This is a genomic window from Bacillus sp. USDA818B3_A (assembly GCF_009928415.1).
Classification (GTDB): Bacteria; Bacillota; Bacilli; order Bacillales; family Cytobacillaceae; genus Neobacillus.
Map to the genome: position 1 here is coordinate 223355 of NZ_JAABNN010000004.1, position 17738 is coordinate 241092.

At 38.0% G+C, this 17738-nt stretch carries 14 protein-coding genes and 2 pseudogenes; 3 read left to right on the forward strand and 13 right to left on the reverse strand.

Annotated elements, in window-relative coordinates; genetic code table 11:
• Window positions 1-27: 27 nt before the first annotated feature.
• The 5 genes from GXK58_RS10855 to GXK58_RS10875 form a co-directional block, all read right to left on the reverse strand.
• Window positions 28-621: an NADPH-dependent FMN reductase gene (locus GXK58_RS10855; protein ID WP_160722617.1), complete on the reverse strand. Its 594-nt coding sequence runs from the start codon at window positions 619-621 to the stop codon at window positions 28-30.
• 257 nt (window positions 622-878) lie between these two features.
• On the reverse strand, window positions 879-1913 hold the full coding sequence (locus tag GXK58_RS10860) for a Gfo/Idh/MocA family protein (RefSeq protein WP_160722619.1): 1035 nt from the start codon (window positions 1911-1913) through the stop codon (window positions 879-881).
• Between the two features lie 98 nt (window positions 1914-2011).
• Window positions 2012-3439, reverse strand: a complete 1428-nt coding sequence (locus GXK58_RS10865) for a sugar porter family MFS transporter (RefSeq protein ID WP_160722621.1) — start codon at window positions 3437-3439, stop codon at window positions 2012-2014.
• Between the two features lie 26 nt (window positions 3440-3465).
• On the reverse strand, window positions 3466-4380 hold the full coding sequence (gene iolE, locus GXK58_RS10870) for a myo-inosose-2 dehydratase (RefSeq protein WP_160722623.1): 915 nt from the start codon (window positions 4378-4380) through the stop codon (window positions 3466-3468).
• A gap of 198 nt (window positions 4381-4578) precedes the next feature.
• Window positions 4579-5442, reverse strand: a complete 864-nt coding sequence (locus tag GXK58_RS10875; RefSeq protein ID WP_160722625.1) for a helix-turn-helix domain-containing protein — start codon at window positions 5440-5442, stop codon at window positions 4579-4581.
• 226 nt (window positions 5443-5668) lie between these two features.
• Here GXK58_RS10875 and GXK58_RS10880 point away from each other — a divergent pair, with 226 nt between their 5' ends.
• Together GXK58_RS10880 and GXK58_RS10885 are read left to right on the forward strand one after the other, a co-directional pair.
• Complete coding sequence (locus tag GXK58_RS10880; RefSeq protein ID WP_160722627.1) at window positions 5669-6532, forward strand: sugar phosphate isomerase/epimerase family protein; 864 nt, start codon at window positions 5669-5671, stop codon at window positions 6530-6532.
• 212 nt (window positions 6533-6744) lie between these two features.
• Complete coding sequence (locus GXK58_RS10885; RefSeq protein ID WP_160722629.1) at window positions 6745-6918, forward strand: hypothetical protein; 174 nt, start codon at window positions 6745-6747, stop codon at window positions 6916-6918.
• Between the two features lie 35 nt (window positions 6919-6953).
• On the opposite strand, the gene GXK58_RS10890 is transcribed toward GXK58_RS10885, so the two are convergent.
• The 4 genes from GXK58_RS10890 to GXK58_RS10905 all read right to left on the reverse strand — a co-directional run bounded on the left by GXK58_RS10890 (window position 6954) and on the right by GXK58_RS10905 (window position 12009).
• On the reverse strand, window positions 6954-8375 hold the full coding sequence (locus GXK58_RS10890; protein WP_160722631.1) for a sugar porter family MFS transporter: 1422 nt from the start codon (window positions 8373-8375) through the stop codon (window positions 6954-6956).
• A 206-nt stretch (window positions 8376-8581) separates the two neighbouring features.
• Window positions 8582-9781, reverse strand: coding sequence for a Gfo/Idh/MocA family protein (locus tag GXK58_RS10895; RefSeq protein WP_160722633.1), 1200 nt, complete (start codon window positions 9779-9781; stop codon window positions 8582-8584).
• Between the two features lie 60 nt (window positions 9782-9841).
• Window positions 9842-10783 carry a sugar phosphate isomerase/epimerase family protein gene (locus GXK58_RS10900; RefSeq protein WP_160722635.1) on the reverse strand — a complete coding sequence of 314 codons (942 nt, stop codon included), beginning with the start codon at window positions 10781-10783 and terminating at the stop codon, window positions 9842-9844.
• Between the two features lie 317 nt (window positions 10784-11100).
• Window positions 11101-12009 carry an AraC family transcriptional regulator gene (locus GXK58_RS10905; protein ID WP_160722637.1) on the reverse strand — a complete coding sequence of 303 codons (909 nt, stop codon included), beginning with the start codon at window positions 12007-12009 and terminating at the stop codon, window positions 11101-11103.
• A gap of 241 nt (window positions 12010-12250) precedes the next feature.
• Between GXK58_RS10905 and GXK58_RS10910 the strand changes: the two genes are divergently transcribed.
• The gene (locus GXK58_RS10910; protein WP_160722639.1) at window positions 12251-13087 is read left to right on the forward strand and encodes an AraC family transcriptional regulator; all 837 of its coding nucleotides are present in this window, start codon (window positions 12251-12253) and stop codon (window positions 13085-13087) included.
• 64 nt (window positions 13088-13151) lie between these two features.
• On the opposite strand, the pseudogene GXK58_RS10915 reads toward GXK58_RS10910, so the two are convergent.
• The 4 genes and pseudogenes from GXK58_RS10915 to GXK58_RS10930 all read right to left on the reverse strand — a co-directional run.
• Window positions 13152-14569, reverse strand: a pseudogene (locus GXK58_RS10915) (sugar porter family MFS transporter).
• Between the two features lie 167 nt (window positions 14570-14736).
• Entirely contained in the window at window positions 14737-15618 is an 882-nt protein-coding gene (locus GXK58_RS10920) for a sugar phosphate isomerase/epimerase family protein (protein ID WP_160722641.1), read from the reverse strand.
• Between the two features lie 14 nt (window positions 15619-15632).
• Complete coding sequence (locus GXK58_RS10925; protein WP_160722643.1) at window positions 15633-16781, reverse strand: Gfo/Idh/MocA family protein; 1149 nt, start codon at window positions 16779-16781, stop codon at window positions 15633-15635.
• Window positions 16782-17002: 221 nt separating this feature from the next.
• Window positions 17003-17608 (reverse strand): annotated as a pseudogene (locus tag GXK58_RS10930) (MFS transporter); the annotation flags it as partial.
• Window positions 17609-17738: the final 130 nt, after the last annotated feature.

Sequence of the window (17738 nt, forward strand, 5' to 3'; positions counted from 1 at the left end):
TGCCTGTCACCAGGCACCTTCATATGATTATCTAATTGTTTTTAATGCACCGCTCCATTTGATTACTTCGTCTAGCATAGCATTTACGTTTGTAAGGTGTAATTCGGCTGGTTTGAAGACACTGCCGTTTTCGAAGTCAGTGAATAGTGACAAGGTTGGGTGTGTACGAACGTCTGCCACTTTTAGTTCTCCTAAGATGCCGCGTAAATGTTCTGCTGCACGGGCACCGCCTGTTGATCCGTAGCTTACGATACCGGCAGCTTTGTCATTCCATGCTTCACGTGCAAAATCAAGGGCATTCTTTAGAGCGCCTGTAATGCTATGGTTGTATTCTTGAACGATGAATACAAAGCCGTCTAAGCTGTCTAGTTTTTGATTCCATGCAGCAATTCCAGGTTCAGTGCCATCAGTAGTACCTAAGAATGGCAGGTTGAAATCCGCAATATCAACGATTTCGTAGTTAGCGTCACCGCGTTTCTCTGCAATGCTTTTCACCCATTCGCCAACTTGTGGGCTAACACGTCCTTGACGTGTGCTTCCTAAAATAATCCCGATGTTTAATTTTGTCATTTTATTTTCCTCCTCTGGTGTTTGACCAAATAATCGATTTAAAAAACCCATTGCCTGCACCGCCTTCTTGATGTTTATTATCTTAGATGTGAGTATCTCAAAGTCATTTATTTTTAATTCGAGATAATCATATAATAATGTTTTAATCAAGTCAACAATTTTTTGTATCGATCATTAATTTCTCTCCCCCCCTTTATCCTCATTATGAAGATACAACAAAAAGCTCGACAGTTTTACGTGTCGAGCGGATCTGTTAATGGGAGCGGAAGGCACATGCTTTCCGTTGTATTGTATGACAGTGCAAAAAGTTAAGCCTTTTGAAGCTGCTTCTCACTATAAAATGCCGGTCTTTCGTTTAGGATAATCGCTTCTTTTTGACCGGTTTGCTGGGCTTTAACACAAGCATCCGCTGTTACGGCTGCAATATAGCCATCCCATGATGTTGGTCCTTGCGGCTCGCCCTTTTTAGTAATAGAATCAATAAAATCCTGGATTTCAACATTGTAAGCATCCATAAAACGGTATTTCCAATCATTTAAGATGCTGGTGCTCAGTTTCTCATCTTTTCGCATCACGATACTGGAGTATTCAGGTAATTTTGCAATTCCATCTTCACCAACGACCTCACATTGAATATCATAGCCATATTTACAATTGACAAACACTTCCACATTCATCACAATTCCGCCATTTGTTTCAATGGTAAATAATTGCGGGTCTTGCAGCTTTTCATGGGAGTATTTTGTTTTCCTTGGAAAAACAACTTGAACTGATTTATAGTCATCATTGACAAGCCAGTGAAGGACATCAATTTCGTGGATTAATGTATCTACTACAGCCATTTCCGTTACATAATTTTCACCTACAGCTGGATTGCGGTGTGCAGCATGAATCATTAACGGCTCACCAATTTCTTTGTTATCAATGGCTTGTTTTAATTGAACATATCCACTATCGTAACGGCGCATGAAGCCTACTTGAACTAATTTTTTACCTTGCTTCATTTCTGCTTCCACAATTCTCATACAGCCTTCCGCAGTAGTCGCTAATGGCTTTTCACAGAAAACATATTTACCAGCATCGACGGCAGCTACAACCGTTGCTTCATGAGCAGGTCCCCAGCTTGTCACAACAACAACATCCACATTCTCATCGGCAATAAGTGCTTTATCGTCTGGATAAACGACAGCATCTAATTGGTACATCGCAACAGTTTGTTTAGCAGATTCCTGGTTAACGTCGGTTACAGCGACGATTTTTCCACCTGATAATTTATTGGTAATTCGATCAATATGCTCTCTTCCGATTGCCCCAGTTCCTACTACACCAAATTTTAAAGTCATGTTGATACTCTCCTTTATGTTTACGTATTTAATATGATCCATCTAGACAACGCTTTCATTTTTTGCTTAATTCATCATGTTATAAAAAGTTGATGCGATTATTGATTGGAAGCTTGTTTATGACTTTCTTGTCCATAGTTACGGAAATAGCTTTCCAATTGTTCAAGTGACTTTCCTTTCGTCTCTGGCAAGATTTTATGCACAAATAGAATGGCACCAATTCCACACACAGCGAAAATAAAGAAGGTGACCGCCAAGCCTACTGCACTTAATAAGATTGGGAAAAACAGGCCAACAAGGAAGTTTGTGATCCATAAGCAGAATACTGTTACACCCATTCCAATCCCACGTAATTTTAATGGGAAGATCTCTGATAACATTAGCCAGGTTACAGGAGAAATTGCACCCTGTTGGAAGGCAAGGAAGATAACAGTCAAGCTAAGAACGACAAACGGAAGGGCCGGTGATCCTTTAAGTACTAACGAGAATACACCAATGAGGGCAAGAGCTGCCGTTGTTCCCGTTAAACCAGCAATCAGCATCGGACGCCGGCCGATTTTTCCTAAAAGCCAGATACCGACAAAGGTTGCTATGACGGAGATGGCACCATTAGCGATATTACCGATAAGTGCTGCACTGGTTGAAAAACCTGATTGCTGAAGAATTTGAGTACCATAATACATAATGGAGTTAACTCCTGTAATTTGCTGTACAATCGCAATCCCGATCCCAATTCCAACAATCCGGCGAACCCATGGTACATTTAAATCCTTAAATGTCGCATGTTGAACCCCTGATTCTTGAGCAATATTGTCTTTAATCTCTTTAAGTTCAGAATCTGCAGCGTTTGTTTCCCGTATTTCTTTAAGGACTCTTAGTGCATCCCCCAGTTTTCCTTTTGACGCAAGCCAACGCGGGCTCTCTGGAACCGTTAACATTCCAAACCATAAGACCACAGCCGGAAGTGACGCAATCACTAACATATAGCGCCAAACATGTGATACTCCATCACCAAACGCATTTCCAAGGATAGCATTAAATACAAACGCTAACAGTTGACCGGAAACAATCATTAATTCGTTCTGCGTAACCATCCTTCCCCGCTTCTCAACCGGAGACATTTCTGCTAAAAAGGATGGCACCATGACGGATGCTGCCCCAACGGCTAACCCCAGCAAGAATCGGAAGACGATCATAACGCCAGCAGACGGTGAAAGCGTACAGCCAATTGCAGCAATAAAGAATAGTAATGCGAGATTTAAAATCATTTTTCGGCGGCCAAAACGGTCGGATAAACGCCCGCCAAATATGGATCCAAAGGCAGCTCCAAAAAGTAAGGAACTTGTAACGAGACCTTCCGTTGCCGGTGTCAGGTTGAGCTGGTCAGATTTCGCCATAAAAGGTAATGCACCGTTAATCACACCGGTGTCATATCCAAATAGAAGGCCCCCAAATGTAGATATAACCGTAATCCTTTTTAAAGCTTTTTGGTAATCACGTGGTTTTTCAATCGCCTGATTACTCATGTTCTCCCTCCCCAGGGTTCGTTTTTTTAAGCTTTGATTAATGAACTATTTTCTAGTGGAATTAATTCCTCATTAATGTAATTACGGGCTTTCAACGCATACTCCAACGGATGTGCAACTGAGGGGTCTTGTTCTGCCTCAATAACAATCCAGCCTGAATAATTCGTTTCCAAAAGCTTGTTGTATACTTCTGTAAAATCGATGCATCCGTCACCAGGAACGGTAAACATTCCTGCTAAAAAGGATTGTAAGAAAGACTTTCCTACCTTTTCACATTGTTCTTTTACGGCTGGACGCACATCTTTAAAATGAACATGATGAATACGTTGGATATGACTAGTTAATAGAGTCATATAATCAGCATCGGAGACAAAGATATGGCCGGTATCATACAGCAAATGAACGTGATTCGGATCCGTGTTTTCCATCAGACGATCAATCTCGGCCAATGTTTGTACGCCCGTCCCCATATGATGGTGAAAAACTAGCTTCAAATCATATTCTTCAGCAATTTTTCCTAATTCATTTAGTCCCTGGCATAACTGATCCCATTCATTATCTGTGAAGTATGGCTTATCTTCAAAGACATTTTTCTCTGTGCCTTGAATACTATAGGTTTGTTCTGATACTACAGCAACAGCTGCGTTAACCGCTTTCAAATATTCGCAATGTTTACGGAAAGCTTTAGCGGCTTCTTCCACACCGTCGCGAATAATAAAACTACTAAACCACTGTCCGGCAATTTTTAAGTTGCGAAGTTGAAGTTCTTTGTTCAATACTTTCGGTTCTGGAAAAAAGCCGCCAACTTCTGTTCCTTCAAAGCCTGCTACTACTATATCACTGAGTAAGTGGGACAAGGTATTCTCTGCCCCTATTTCCGGGATGTCATCATTGCGCCATCCAATTGGAGCAATTCCCCATGAGATTTTTTTATTTTCCATCGTATAACCTTCTTCCTTGTAAAAGTAAGATTGTTTAACCGGTTGTCCCTATTTTATAAATTAAAGTGAGTCCATGTATTATAAAAAATTGCTATCAAATTATCATTTCTTGCTAATCATTGATCAATCTTTCACAAACATTATCAAAACTTAACAAAAAAATACCCATAAACTAGGGTATTTTTTGAGGATATATAATTAAAAACGAAGTTTTCTAAACTTACCTGGTGTTATGCCACCTGTAGATTGGGAGAACACTTTAATAAAATGGCCAATACTATTAAATCCGCATTCCATGCTTATTTGCTCGATTGAGAGATTCGTTTCCACCAATCGATTCTTCGCTTGGATTAATCTGTAATTTAATACATATTGGTGAGGGCTGGTTCCCACATACTTTTTAAACGTACGACAAAAATGATAGGTACTTATATTGGATATTTCACTCAACTGGTCGATAGAAATTTTTGATGAGTAATTCTCTCTAATATAATTCAGTACGGCTTGTATTTCAGTTGGTACTACTTTTGTCCCGTTTGTATCTCTATTTTCAAATGTATCACGGGTGCTTTCTACTAAGTTACCCAACAATTCATAGATTTCTAAGGATATGTTGAAGTCTATTTCCTGGTTCGAGGCTATAAGAGATAAAATAGTTGGAATTTTATTTTTTTCAGTCGGCAGTCTAAACATGCAGCCCTTTCTTTTGTATAACTCGTTATACATAACTTGTGTGTGGATCCCTGTAAAATGGAAAAATTGGAAGGTCGTTTCCTCCAGTGCATGGTAATTATTTTTTTCTTTACAATCTAAAAAAACAATATCATCTTTCGAGGCAACAAATGATTGGTCCAAATAGTGGAATTGCATCGATCCTTCTTTTATATAAAAAATGATAAAGGAATTCATGTAATCACGTTGAATGCTGTAGGGGACATCTACTATATATTCACCGCCCCATAGGACATAATGATATAATTCTTTCGTTAAAGCGGAAGGTTCATAAAAATATAATCCTTTTGATTTAATGCCTGGTTCTACATTTGGAATATAGTAATTCATTTCTTCACCTCTAACTAATGTAAGCACAAACATTACTAATATAGTATATTTTATACTAACTTAAATAGTAATGGTTTATTTTTAGAAAACTATTTTACTTTTAATACATAGGACAGTGAATTAAAATAGCACCAAAACACAATTTTAAAGCAAGATTATATAGAATAAACAAGGAAATTTTCCTTTAAAATGAAATCGCATACATAAGATAAATGGAGGGTTTCCAATGAAATTATCATTTAATGAAGGAACAACATTCGAAAGTGCTTCGCTTCAACAGAATTTAGAGTATTGTGAAAAACACGGGTACGATTTTATTGAAATTCGTTCAATCGATCAATTAAAAGATTATCTTAAAGAATATACATTAGAAGATTTAAAAGCCTATTTTGATACCCATCATATTAAACCACTTTCTTTGAACGCATTATGCTTTTTTAATAACCGTACGAAAGAAGACGAAGAGCAGATTATTGAGGAATTCAAAGAATACTTGGAGATTTGTAAAAAAATAGATTGTCCATATATTTGCGCGGTACCTTCTAATATTGATGTGACGGAAAAAGGAAAAACATTGACGGAGGAAGTCAATGCAAGTTGTATTCGAGTATTAACCCATCTATCTGATTTAGCCGAACCATACGGAGTAAAGATTGCGATTGAGTTTATCGGAATTCAAGAAAATACAGTGAACACATTCGCTCAAGCATACAGTATTGTAAAAGCAGTTGACCGAGATAACGTAGGTCTCGTGTATGATACGTTCCAATTCACTGGAATGGGGTCAAGATTAGAAGATGTAACAGAGGAGACATCTGATAAATTGTTTATCTTCCATATCAATGATGTGGAGGGTTATCCGATTGGCCAAATGCGTGATAGTGACAGAGTATGGCCTGGACATGGTGTGATTGATTTAGAAGCACATTTAAAAAGATTAAAAGAATTGAATTATGATTTTGTTGCCTCCGTTGAGTTATTCCGACCAGAATATTATCAAATGGATCCTGAAGAAGTTATCAAAAAAGCAAAAGAAACGACCTTGGAAGTATTGGAAAAGTACTATATTAAATACGCTGTTCATAATTGATCGAAAGGCATAAAGGATCTTTTCTAGAAAAAATCCTTTATGCCTTTTTAATTTTCATAAAAAAATAGAAAAATTGAGGATAACTCTCCTTTACACGCTTTCATCATGATTGTTAGCGTTTTCTTTATACTTGTTTTCGTTTTCATCATGATTGCGTAATAGACTCAAAGGGTACAAAATTAAATTAACCAAATTATTCCTAGGGAGGAATCATGATGAAAAGAATAATGGAACTCATTCAACATACAATGCAATCTTTTAACCATTCAATGTATGAATATGGCGAAGCACGAATCGTCTTTTATGAAAGTATGTCTCCTTTAAGCGAAAAGAAAATAATCTCATCTAACAAAGCCTATACAAAAAAACGCGGAGCGGCCCTCTAGACCATCTCCGCGTTTCAGTTATTCATTTAATTTTTCTATGCTCTCATTTTAAAGTTATCTTCTATTTGTTCTAATGAAAGCCCTCTTGTCTCTGGCAAGTTTTTCGCTACAAATACAACCCCAATGAATCCAAATACAGCAAATAAGAAAAATGTTCCTGAAAGTCCGAGTGTGTTTAAAAGAGTAGGGAACAGTAGTCCTACTATAAAATTACAAAGCCATAAAAATAATGTAGCAATTCCCATACCCAGACCACGTATGCGAGCTGGAGATGTTTCAGCAATAATCAGCCAACCTAAAGGACCAATTGCTCCTTGGAAGAAGGCTAAATATAGGACTGTCAGTGATAATACTACAAATGGCAGGGCCGGTGAACCAGCAAGTGCGAAGGTAGAAATACCAATCGTAATTAAAACAATGGTTACACCCGTTAAACCTGTAAGCAGCATGGTCCGTCTGTTGATTTTGTTCGTTAAGGACATACCAACCATAACAGCAATAACGGCGATCAATCCATTGGCCACGTTTGCAATCAAAGCCGTTTTTGTTCCAAAACCGGAACTTTCAAGAATTTGTGTTCCATAATACATAATCGAGTTTATACCGACTAATTGAGATATGGATCCAACGACAACCCCTATTAATACCATCTTTCGAATCCAAGGGATCTTTAAATCTTTTAGTGATCCTTTTTCCATTTTTTGCTCTGCTTGGATACGTGCTTTTATTTCATTTAATTCTTGTTGAGCGATATCCTCATTACGGATCATTCGAAGTACTTTTAATGCATCAGCCATTCTTCCTTTTGATGCTAACCAGCGAGGACTTTCTGGTAAAATAACCACTCCAATCCATAAAGCCACAGCTGGTAATGTTGCAATGACTAACATGTAACGCCAAACATGTCCTGTATCACCGAAAGCATTTCCGATGACTGCATTAAAGATATAAGCTAGAAACTGCCCAGTTACGATCATCAATTCATTTCGAGTAACCATCATGCCCCTTCTGTCCGATGGAGACATTTCTGCAAGATACGATGGTATGATCACGGAAGAACCGCCGACAGCAAGACCGAGCAAAAAGCGGAAAACAATCATGATGGAGGCATTTGGTGCAAGAACGCAGCCTATGGTTGAAAATAAAAATAAAATTGCTAGATACATGATGAGGCTTCTGCGCCCTTTTTTATCAGATAACCGGCCTCCCGTTATGGAACCAAAAGCGGCACCTAGGATTAATGAACTCGCTACTAACCCTTCTGTAAAAGCATTAAGATTCAATTGATCTGGTTTAGCCATAAATGGGAGTGCTCCATTAATTACCCCTGTATCATATCCAAATAATAGCCCCCCGAATGTTGATACCGTCGTAATTAATTTCAAGAACTTTTTTGGGTTCTTTTCCTGGACGTGTTCCAGTTGAACTGAATTCTCAGAAACGTTGAGATTTTGCATGTTAAATATTCCCCTTTGTCTAATTGTTTTTTAACAAATTCCTTCTGACAGATTCTTTGATTAAATCAGAGTGGAATCCGGGATTAATTTAAAACGCTTTCATTTTAAAAATAAGATAAAAGATATATTTTATCTAACCGGAGAACAATCTAACATAATTGCCCTCCGGTCCTAGAGGTTATTCTTTTATAACGATGCTGTTTACCTTACACTAGCTGTGGCTTTTTGCTCTCATACTCCACCCAAACGGATCCGTTGTCTGCAGAACGAACACAGTTTTCAATCCAGCGAATCCCTTCAATTCCAGCATTAATATCAGGGTATACGAGATTTTTCAATGTTTCCTCATCACCCCGATTTTTCGCATCAATGGCAATAGCAAATTTCAGATAAATATTGGCCCAAGATTCGGTTAACCCTTCTTGATGCAATGCTCCCAAACGCTCATCCGCATTACATGTTTCATCCAAGTAAGGCATGGCACGAATTAACGTTTGAATAGGTTCTCCCTGAACTTCGTATCTTAGTTCATTTGGTTTGCTATCCCACCATTCCAGACTTGCTTTCGATCCGACAATCCGGATTCTGTGGCCGTCCATACATCCGGCATTGATCGAAGAGGTCCAAAGTCTTCCTACTGCTCCGTTTTCATACTGCATCAGAACAAAAGCATTATCCTCTAAAGGAGCACGGGATCCAACAAAACTTTGTCGATCACATAATAATTTTTTAATTTTCATGTTTGGCATAATCAGTTCGGACATATAGTAAGTATGGGTTGAAAGATCTCCCAAAACAAAGCTTGGACCAGCAACCTTAGGATCTACACGCCATTTTTGGGCAGCATTTGTTTTATCACCTTGCTCGGTTGCACTAAAACCATGTGTGTACTGCAAATCAACTACACGTATTTCACCGATCTTACCTTGTTCAATCATAGCCCGCATTTGAAGGAGCAATTGATTTCCAGAGAAACCATACGTTACTCCGACAATTTTCCCTTGTTTTTCTGCCAGAGCTTTAATCTCCTCACCCTCTGCGACAGTAAAGAACAAAGGTTTTTCACAAATAACATGCAATCCGGCTTCCAATGCTGCTTTCGTAATTTCATAGTGTGTTCCATTTGGAGTGGCAATGGATACAACCTCAATACCATCTTCTCTTTTCGCTTCTTCTGCAAACATGGTTTGATAATCAGGGTAACAGCGGTTTCCATCAACTCCGATATTTACACCAAAGTCTTTTCCTCTTTCAGCATCAATATCAAATGCACCTGCTACTAATTGATAAGCGGTATTATCTCTTAGTGCACCAATGCGGTGTTTATAACCAACCTGGCCGGTTCGCCCGCCTCCGATCATAGCCCATCGTAGTGGTCTTGCAATCTTTTTCTCTCCATTTAACATTGTAAAAACTCCTCTCAATTGAACCATTTATATTTTTTATTTCAGAAATTTCTGTAAAGATTAAAAGCTAAGGGTTTGTTTTAAAGCATCGATTGATGTTTTAATACCTGCCTCAACGGACATGGTCAAATCTTCCATTTCTAAGGAAACTTCACCGTTATAGCCCATCATACGTACCACAGAGAAGAATTCTTTCCACCATTGCAAATCTTGACCACAGCCAACAGCCACATAATTCCAAGCTCTATTTGCTGTATCCGTAACCTCTTTTGTTTCCAATACGCCATTAACAGCTGATAAATGTCTTTCAATTCTTACATCTTTACCATGAACATGGTGAATCGCTGCTCCCAGCTCTCTCGCTGACAAAATCGGATCTGCCCCCATCCAGATTAAATGGCTTGGGTCTAAATTCAAACCAACCATTGGTCCAATGGCATTTCGCAATCTAAATAATGTTTCCGGATTATACACTAACATTGAACTGAAATTTTCAAGGGCAATTTTTTCAACACCACATGCTTCAGCCTTTTTCACTAACTCTTTCCAATAGGGGATCGCTACCTCATTCCATTGATAATCCAAAATATCTTTTAGTACTGGAGGCCAGCTGACTGTATAGGTAATCCAGTTGGGGATTTTATCCTCTGGGCTTCCTGCCGGCAGACCACTCATCATAATGACCTTCTTCACACCAAGTAATCCGGCTAATTCCATTGTTTTTTCTGTTACTTCTCGGTGCTCTTTGCCAAGTTCACCTGGATCTAAAGGATTCCCGGAACAATTTAATGCACAAAGCTTAATATTCCGCTTCTCTAATTCACCTAGAAATTCACTTCTTTTTGCTTCACTTTCAAGCAATTCATTTAAACGCAAGTGTGGAGCAGGTGACCAGCCTCCTGTTGTCATTTCAATGGTATCAATCCCCATTTCAGCCACGGTGTCCAACATTTTTTCAAACGGCAGGTGGCCTAAGCTATCTGTTACATATGATAATTTCATAGAATTCTTTCCTCCTTGTTTTAATGCTGTATATTTTATGAATCCTTTATTGCATAAAAATATTTGGTTTTACATTTAAGGACATCCTACAAATCAACTTGTTTCTAGGGAATTCGCTTTCATTTCCTCATGTCTTTATTTTTCAATGAATCACCTTCTATGATCTTGTCATGACCTTGTTTACATAGCTAATTATATAAAAAGAATTCAGAATAGTAATTAAATTATAGAGACATGTTTTTATACTTTAAGGACATCTTTCTTTCATGGATTAAATTTTAATCGTAAAAAAACACCCCCAATTTAATATGGAGGTGTCAGCTATGCGAATAGGTAGTTGTATTTTGATCTACAAAAAGAGAGCGAAATCTTCCTGGTGATGTTTGCATCATGGAAGTAAAAACTCGGGTAAAATATTGAACATTCATAAAACCTGTTTCTTCAGCAATTTCTTTTAACGATAAATTCGATTTTTTAAGTAATATCATGGCTTTTTTTATTCGTTCATCTTGAACGTACTTTGAAAAACTGACTCCTAATTCAGATACAAAAACTCGAGACAAATGTCTTCCTGATATGTGTAAATGTTTGGCTACTTCCGTAAGCTTCAAGGAATTTGATAGATTGTCATTAATATATAATTGAGCCTGAGTAAGAAGGACGGAATGCTGTTCGGAATCATGTTTATGATTACTTCTATTCAAAGCAGGGACAAAATCTTGCAAGATAGAAAGAATAAGCGAATAAGCAATATTGGAAAGCATTTCTTCAAAAAACTCATTTTGCCGCTTTGTTGCCTGGATAAGCAGTGATTTCCATAATAATGCTGTTTCCATTTCATCTTTATTATGTAGAATAACTTCGGTGCATTTTTTTGCAGTTTCCATGATTCTAATCCAGCTTTCATTCGATTCTGATTCGAGAAGGTCAAAGGCAACGTATAAGAGAGACAGCCCCTTCTCGCTTTTTATTTGGTGCTGAATTTCAGGTCTTGATAAAAAAAGTGTATTCTCTTGAAGAGTAAAGGTATTTTGATCATCTAGGTAAGTTCCTTCCCCCTCCACTACATAACACACTTCGAAAAAAGAATGTTTATGTAATTGATTGTCATAATGTTTCGGCATGACTCCCCAATAATGAATGTGAAATGAGGCGCCATTATGGTTTAAATGATGGACATAATCATTTAAAGAAGTTTTTCCAGAAAGGTATCTATTTAAATCCAATTTAAGCACTCCTTTTCCAACTTTCATTCAAGCAGAATATGAAAAAATTTATTTCTGTCATTATAAGAGAAAACGATTGCAATAACAAGATTAACAGGATTTCTTAGTAAAACCCCTCACTCGCATTACTTTTATTTATTGCTTTATACTTTTATATTTTATTATAATAAAAATACAAATACATTAAGCGATATTGCTTAATACTTAAATATATTGCTTTTATCAGTTAAAGGGGATCCCTATGAAGATCATTGAAAAAGGTGTGCTGCAAAAATCCGAAATTTTCTTTCATATTCCAAGTGACTTTGCCAAAAAGGCACTTTACTGTGTGCATGATTCTGGCCTATTCTACTGTGATGATAAATATATCGTGGAAAGAAATCATTACAACAACTTTCTCATCATGTTGATTAGGAAAGGATCCATGACCATTCGATATAGAGATCAAGAATATCAAGCTAGAAAAAACACTCTCGTATTTCTCAATTGCCATGAACCTCATACATACTTGGCAAGTGAGAATGTATTCTTTGAATGGTTTCATTTTTCAGGCATTGCCAGTCAACCTTATTTTGATTTTCTCTATGAGAAAAGTGGATGTATTTTTTCAATCGAGAATAATTTTGTCATTCCGGAATGCATGGATCAAATTCTCCATATGGCCGAAAAGGGGAATATCAATGAGCATTTTGTTTCGATGAATATTCATAAAATTATGTATGAGTTGAATGAGATTTCAAATGAATCAACTGATATTCAAGAAAAAATTATCCTCCAAGCGATTGCCTATATTGAAAACCACTTTAATACGGATATCAATCTTAAAGAGCTAGCTCAATACGTCAATTTAACTCCCTTTCATTTTTCTCGTGTATTTAAAAAATATACTGGATATTCACCATATGAATACGTCCTTAACTTTCGCATAAACCATGCAAAACAATTGCTTCAAAACACGAGTCTATCAATTAAGAAGATTTCTATTACAGCAGGATTCAATAGTGACACCCACTTTATCACAACCTTTAAAAAGCACACGAAACTAACACCAAAACAGTTTAGGGAAATACAATTCTAGACGCCACGGAAAAAATCACTTCAAATGTTGAAGTGATTTTTTTCGTGAGCCAATCTTTTCCTATCTAAGAAGCTTTAAAATTATCTTCTATTTGTTCTAATGACAGCCCTCTTGTTTCAGGTAAATACTTTGCTATAAAAATGATACCCAAAGCACCAAATACTGCGAATATGAAAAAGGTTGCTGAAAGTCCAATTTTATTTAAAAGAACAGGAAAGAACATACCTACTAAAAAATTGCAAATCCATAAAAACAAAACGGCGTTTCCCATCCCCATACCACGTAAACGGGCAGGGAAAATTTCTGATAATGTCAGCCATGTCATGGGACCAATAGCTCCTTGAAAGAAAGCTAAATATAGTACGGTCATTGATAATACTACGTATGGCAGCATTGGCGAACCAGCAAGGGTTAGAGTGGCAATACCAATAGCTATAAGCGCAATGGTTGCACCTATTAAACCGGTAAGAAACATGGTCCGTCTATTCACTTTGTGCATGATGGACATTCCAACAATAACGGCAATCACAGAAATCAAGCCATTTGCTACGTTCCCGATCAATGCTGCTTTTGTTCCAAAACCAGAATTTTGAAGAATTTGTGTTCCATAGTACATGATCGAGTTTATACCTACTAATTGCGATATAGCTCCAATCCCCATACCAAGAAAGACAATCCGTCGAACCCAAGGGATCCCCAAATCTTTGAATGTCACTCTTTTTACTTTTTCCTGTTCTGAGATACGTGCTTTAATTTCATCTAATTCGAGTTCAGCAGCATTCTCGTGACGAATCTGTTTAAGTATTCTTAGTGCATCACCAGCTCTACCTTTAGATGCTAACCAACGAGGACTTTCAGGTAAAATAATGACTCCAATCCAAAGCGCCACAGCTGGTAAGGTAGCAACCACTAACATGTAACGCCATACATGGCCTGTATCTCCAAAAACATTTCCAATGACAGCATTAAATACGTACGCAAGAAACTGTCCAGTAACAATCATTAATTCATTTTGCGTCACTAACCTGCCACGGCGTGCGGAAGGTGACATTTCGGCTAGATAAGATGGAACGACTACAGACGCACCGCCGACAGCTAATCCTAATAGAAAACGGAAAATAACCATACGGTCGTATTGGGGGAGATGACGCAGCCCAATGCGGAAAACAAAAATAATATGGCAAGATACATGATGGCCTTGCGGCGTCCCTGATGATCCGATAAACGGCCGCCAAATAACGAACCAAAAGCAGCGCCTAATACTAAAGAACTTGCGACTAGCCCCTCAGTGAAAGGTGTTAAGTTTAGTTGATCGGGTTTAGCCATAAATGGAAGTGCACCATTAATCACTCCTGTATCATAGCCAAATAATAGTCCCCCAAAGGTTGATACAATGGTAACTAACTTCAAAAACTTTTCTGGGTCCTTTTTCTTTGCATGTTCCAGCTGAGCTGAATGATCAGTCACTCTGCTACTTTCCATGTTAAATATCCCCTTTGCATTAGTTTACATGTTAGTCCAGTTACTTTATGTATTTAGCAATATAGAAGTCTATTCGTTTCTTCAATCATCTTAGGACTAAATTGTAATCGCTTACTATTCACATTAAAATATAAACCACGAGAGCCTGTCAACCAGGCTCTCAAAGCTTAGCTCATACCAATTGTTGTTAAGTATTTTCTGGTTCTTTTTGCGATTGGGAATGGTTTCTCAAAAGGTGCAGGATACATATCCTGTTCAACGATTGCCCAACCAGTAAAGTCAATATCCTCTAATACTTGCACGAATGCTTTCATATCGACAACACCAAGTTCAGGCTCACACATGATATCTTCACTCACTGCCTTTGCGAAGGACCAGCCCTGTGCCTGCATTTTTTCTCTAACGCTTAGATCACAGCTTTTTATGTGAAGATAAGGAATACGAGTGTGATACTTCCGCATAAAAGCAACTGGATCCCCATCAGCGTACGCATGATGGCCTGTGTCCAAACAGAGATTAATATCCGTGTCATTCAAGAGTCTTTCAATTTGCTCTTCCGTTTCAACATGGCTTTGGGCATGAGGATGAAAAACCACTTCCAAACCGTAATTTACTTTCGCATGGTCGCGGATTTTTACGATGTTGGAAATAAACTTGTCCCAGTCTGCGCCGTTTAAAACTCGTGGTCTTAGCAATTCACCTGTAAATAGATCGGTATAACAATCATCAATCAAGACAACATATTTAGCACTCTCAAATTTCAGTTGAAGCTCAGACATCTCATCTAGTAAAGCAATCAGTTCCTCTGTTTTGCGATCGGAAGTAAGATCTCCCACAAGGGTTGTGGCGGTCAATTCAAGATTTCTTTTTTCAAGTTCTTCTTTTAATCGATCATAATCATTCGGAAGGTATCCCCACGGTCCCAGTTCAATCCCTGCATATCCGGCTTCAGCCATTTCATTCATACATCTTTCCCACGGTGTCTGTTTTTCATTTTCAGGAAACCATACTCCCCAAGAATCTGGTGCTGTTCCAATTTTGACGTTCATATTCTCTCTCCTCCTTAAATAACCTCTACCAATTGTTTTTCTACTTCTACCCATTTTCTTTCTGCGGCAGATTCAAGAATAGCGCTTACAGTTCTGTCAATTTTATAACCAAACTCAAAATCACACGCGTATGGCTTGCCTTCAGTAATAGCAGAAAGCAGTTCATGTGCCTCTAAAACTTTCATATCATTGTATCCGATCGCAATTCCGGATGCAGGATAGAAGGCATTGTATCCTTTATGATCAGGACCAAGAAATACATTTCTGAAACCTCGATCAGCACTATTGTCGGACGTGAAGTAGACATTCACTTCGTTCATTCTTTCTAGTGAATAGTAAACTGAACCCTCGGTTCCTTGAATTTCAAATGAAAGATAGTTTTTGCGTCCTGTTGCCACACGACTTGCCCCAATTGTGCCAATTGCTCCATTTTCATATTCTGCAAGAATATTAATCAAGTCATCATTTTCTACATCTGCAAGTTCCGATGAACCCGCCTGTTTTGGTCTTTTCGGAATAACGATCTTCGATAAAGCATTGACACTTTTGATATCCCCAAGAATAAACTGAGAAACACTGAGTAAGTGTGAGCCAAGATCACCAAGTGCACCGCTGCCAGAATGTTTGTTGATATGGCGCCATGTAATCGGCAATGTTGGATCCAGCAGACCATCCTGGTCGTAAGTTCCTGAGAATCTCATGATTTTGCCTAGTTTACCAGAAGAAACAAGTTCCTTAATATAAGAGTTTGCAGGATTCATCACATTGTTGTAACCAACATAATTAACGACTCCTTTTTGCTTAGCAAGTTCAGATAATTCTTTTGATTGCTCTGCTGTAAGGGTTAGTGGTTTTTCACAGTAAACGTGTTTTCCGTTTTCTAAAGCTGCTTTTGCCACCTCATAGTGAAAGGCATTTGGCGTAGCAATATCAACAACATCCACATTTTGATCCGTAACAACCTCTTGCCAGCTTTCAACCCATCTTGAATATCCAAGTTTCTCACACGCAACCTTCGCTGCCTCAATACTTACATCTGCTACCACTTCAAAAACAGGTTTTCCGGCGTCCGGTCCAAACAACATTAAAGCATTTAAAAATGAATTAGTGTGAGCCTTTCCCATCCATCCTGCACCAACAAGTCCGATTCTGATCTCCTTCATATGTATCTCTCCTTCTAAATACTATTATTTATTGCTTTCTACATGTTTAATTTTATTACAATGAATACACAATTACATTAAGTGATATTGCTCACTTACTTAAACATCTTGCTCTTTATAAGGGCGTTCAAAAAGTTGAAGTGTTTTGAAAGAGAGATCCAATTAAAAGTAAAAAATTCCCCTTTTTAATAAAAGGGGAATCTCATTTTCCAAAATATTTACTAGGCACGAGCCTTACTTTTTTCGATAGATTTTTCTATTGTCAATTCAGCATGATCTTTCCCCCAAATAATAATGAGAAGCGTAGCCAATAATCCCAGTACTCCGACAAAATAAAAACCTGCTTTAATTCCCATAAGTGAATTAAAGATCCCTGCAAAAAATGGTCCTGCAAAGATGCCTGCAGCATAAATCGCCTGGTAGGCCCCCATCGCCGTCGCCCTTTTTTCGGGTGCAATTTTATCAATAGCCAATCCCAACAATAACGGAAAAATTAAGCCCAGTGAAAATCCGCAAAAAATCTGTACGGTCAATAATAATCCTTTATTCTGTACGAACGGAATCGGTAACGTAAAAACAGCGGCAAGGAAAAAGGCCGTCTTGAGGGCATTCCATTCACCCAAAAGCGGAACCAATACTCTCCCCATAAAAAGAGTCGCAATGGCGTGAGGGACCATAAACGCAAACACGATCCAAGTTAGCTCACTTTTCGAAAAGCCAATTTGGAGAGCATAGTTGGACGTAAATCCAAACATCGTTGAAAAAATAATACTATGTGCCAAGATCGATAAGAGAGCCACCTTCAACAATGATGGTTCTTTTATAACAGCCGCTAAATCCTTTACCTTTAAAGGCTCTCATAAGTGTTATTCATTCTTTTTCTAATTCAGAGAAAAGAACACCCCATCGTATAAATCGGATTTATTGTGAACCGTAAACCCTATTGACTACCGAACG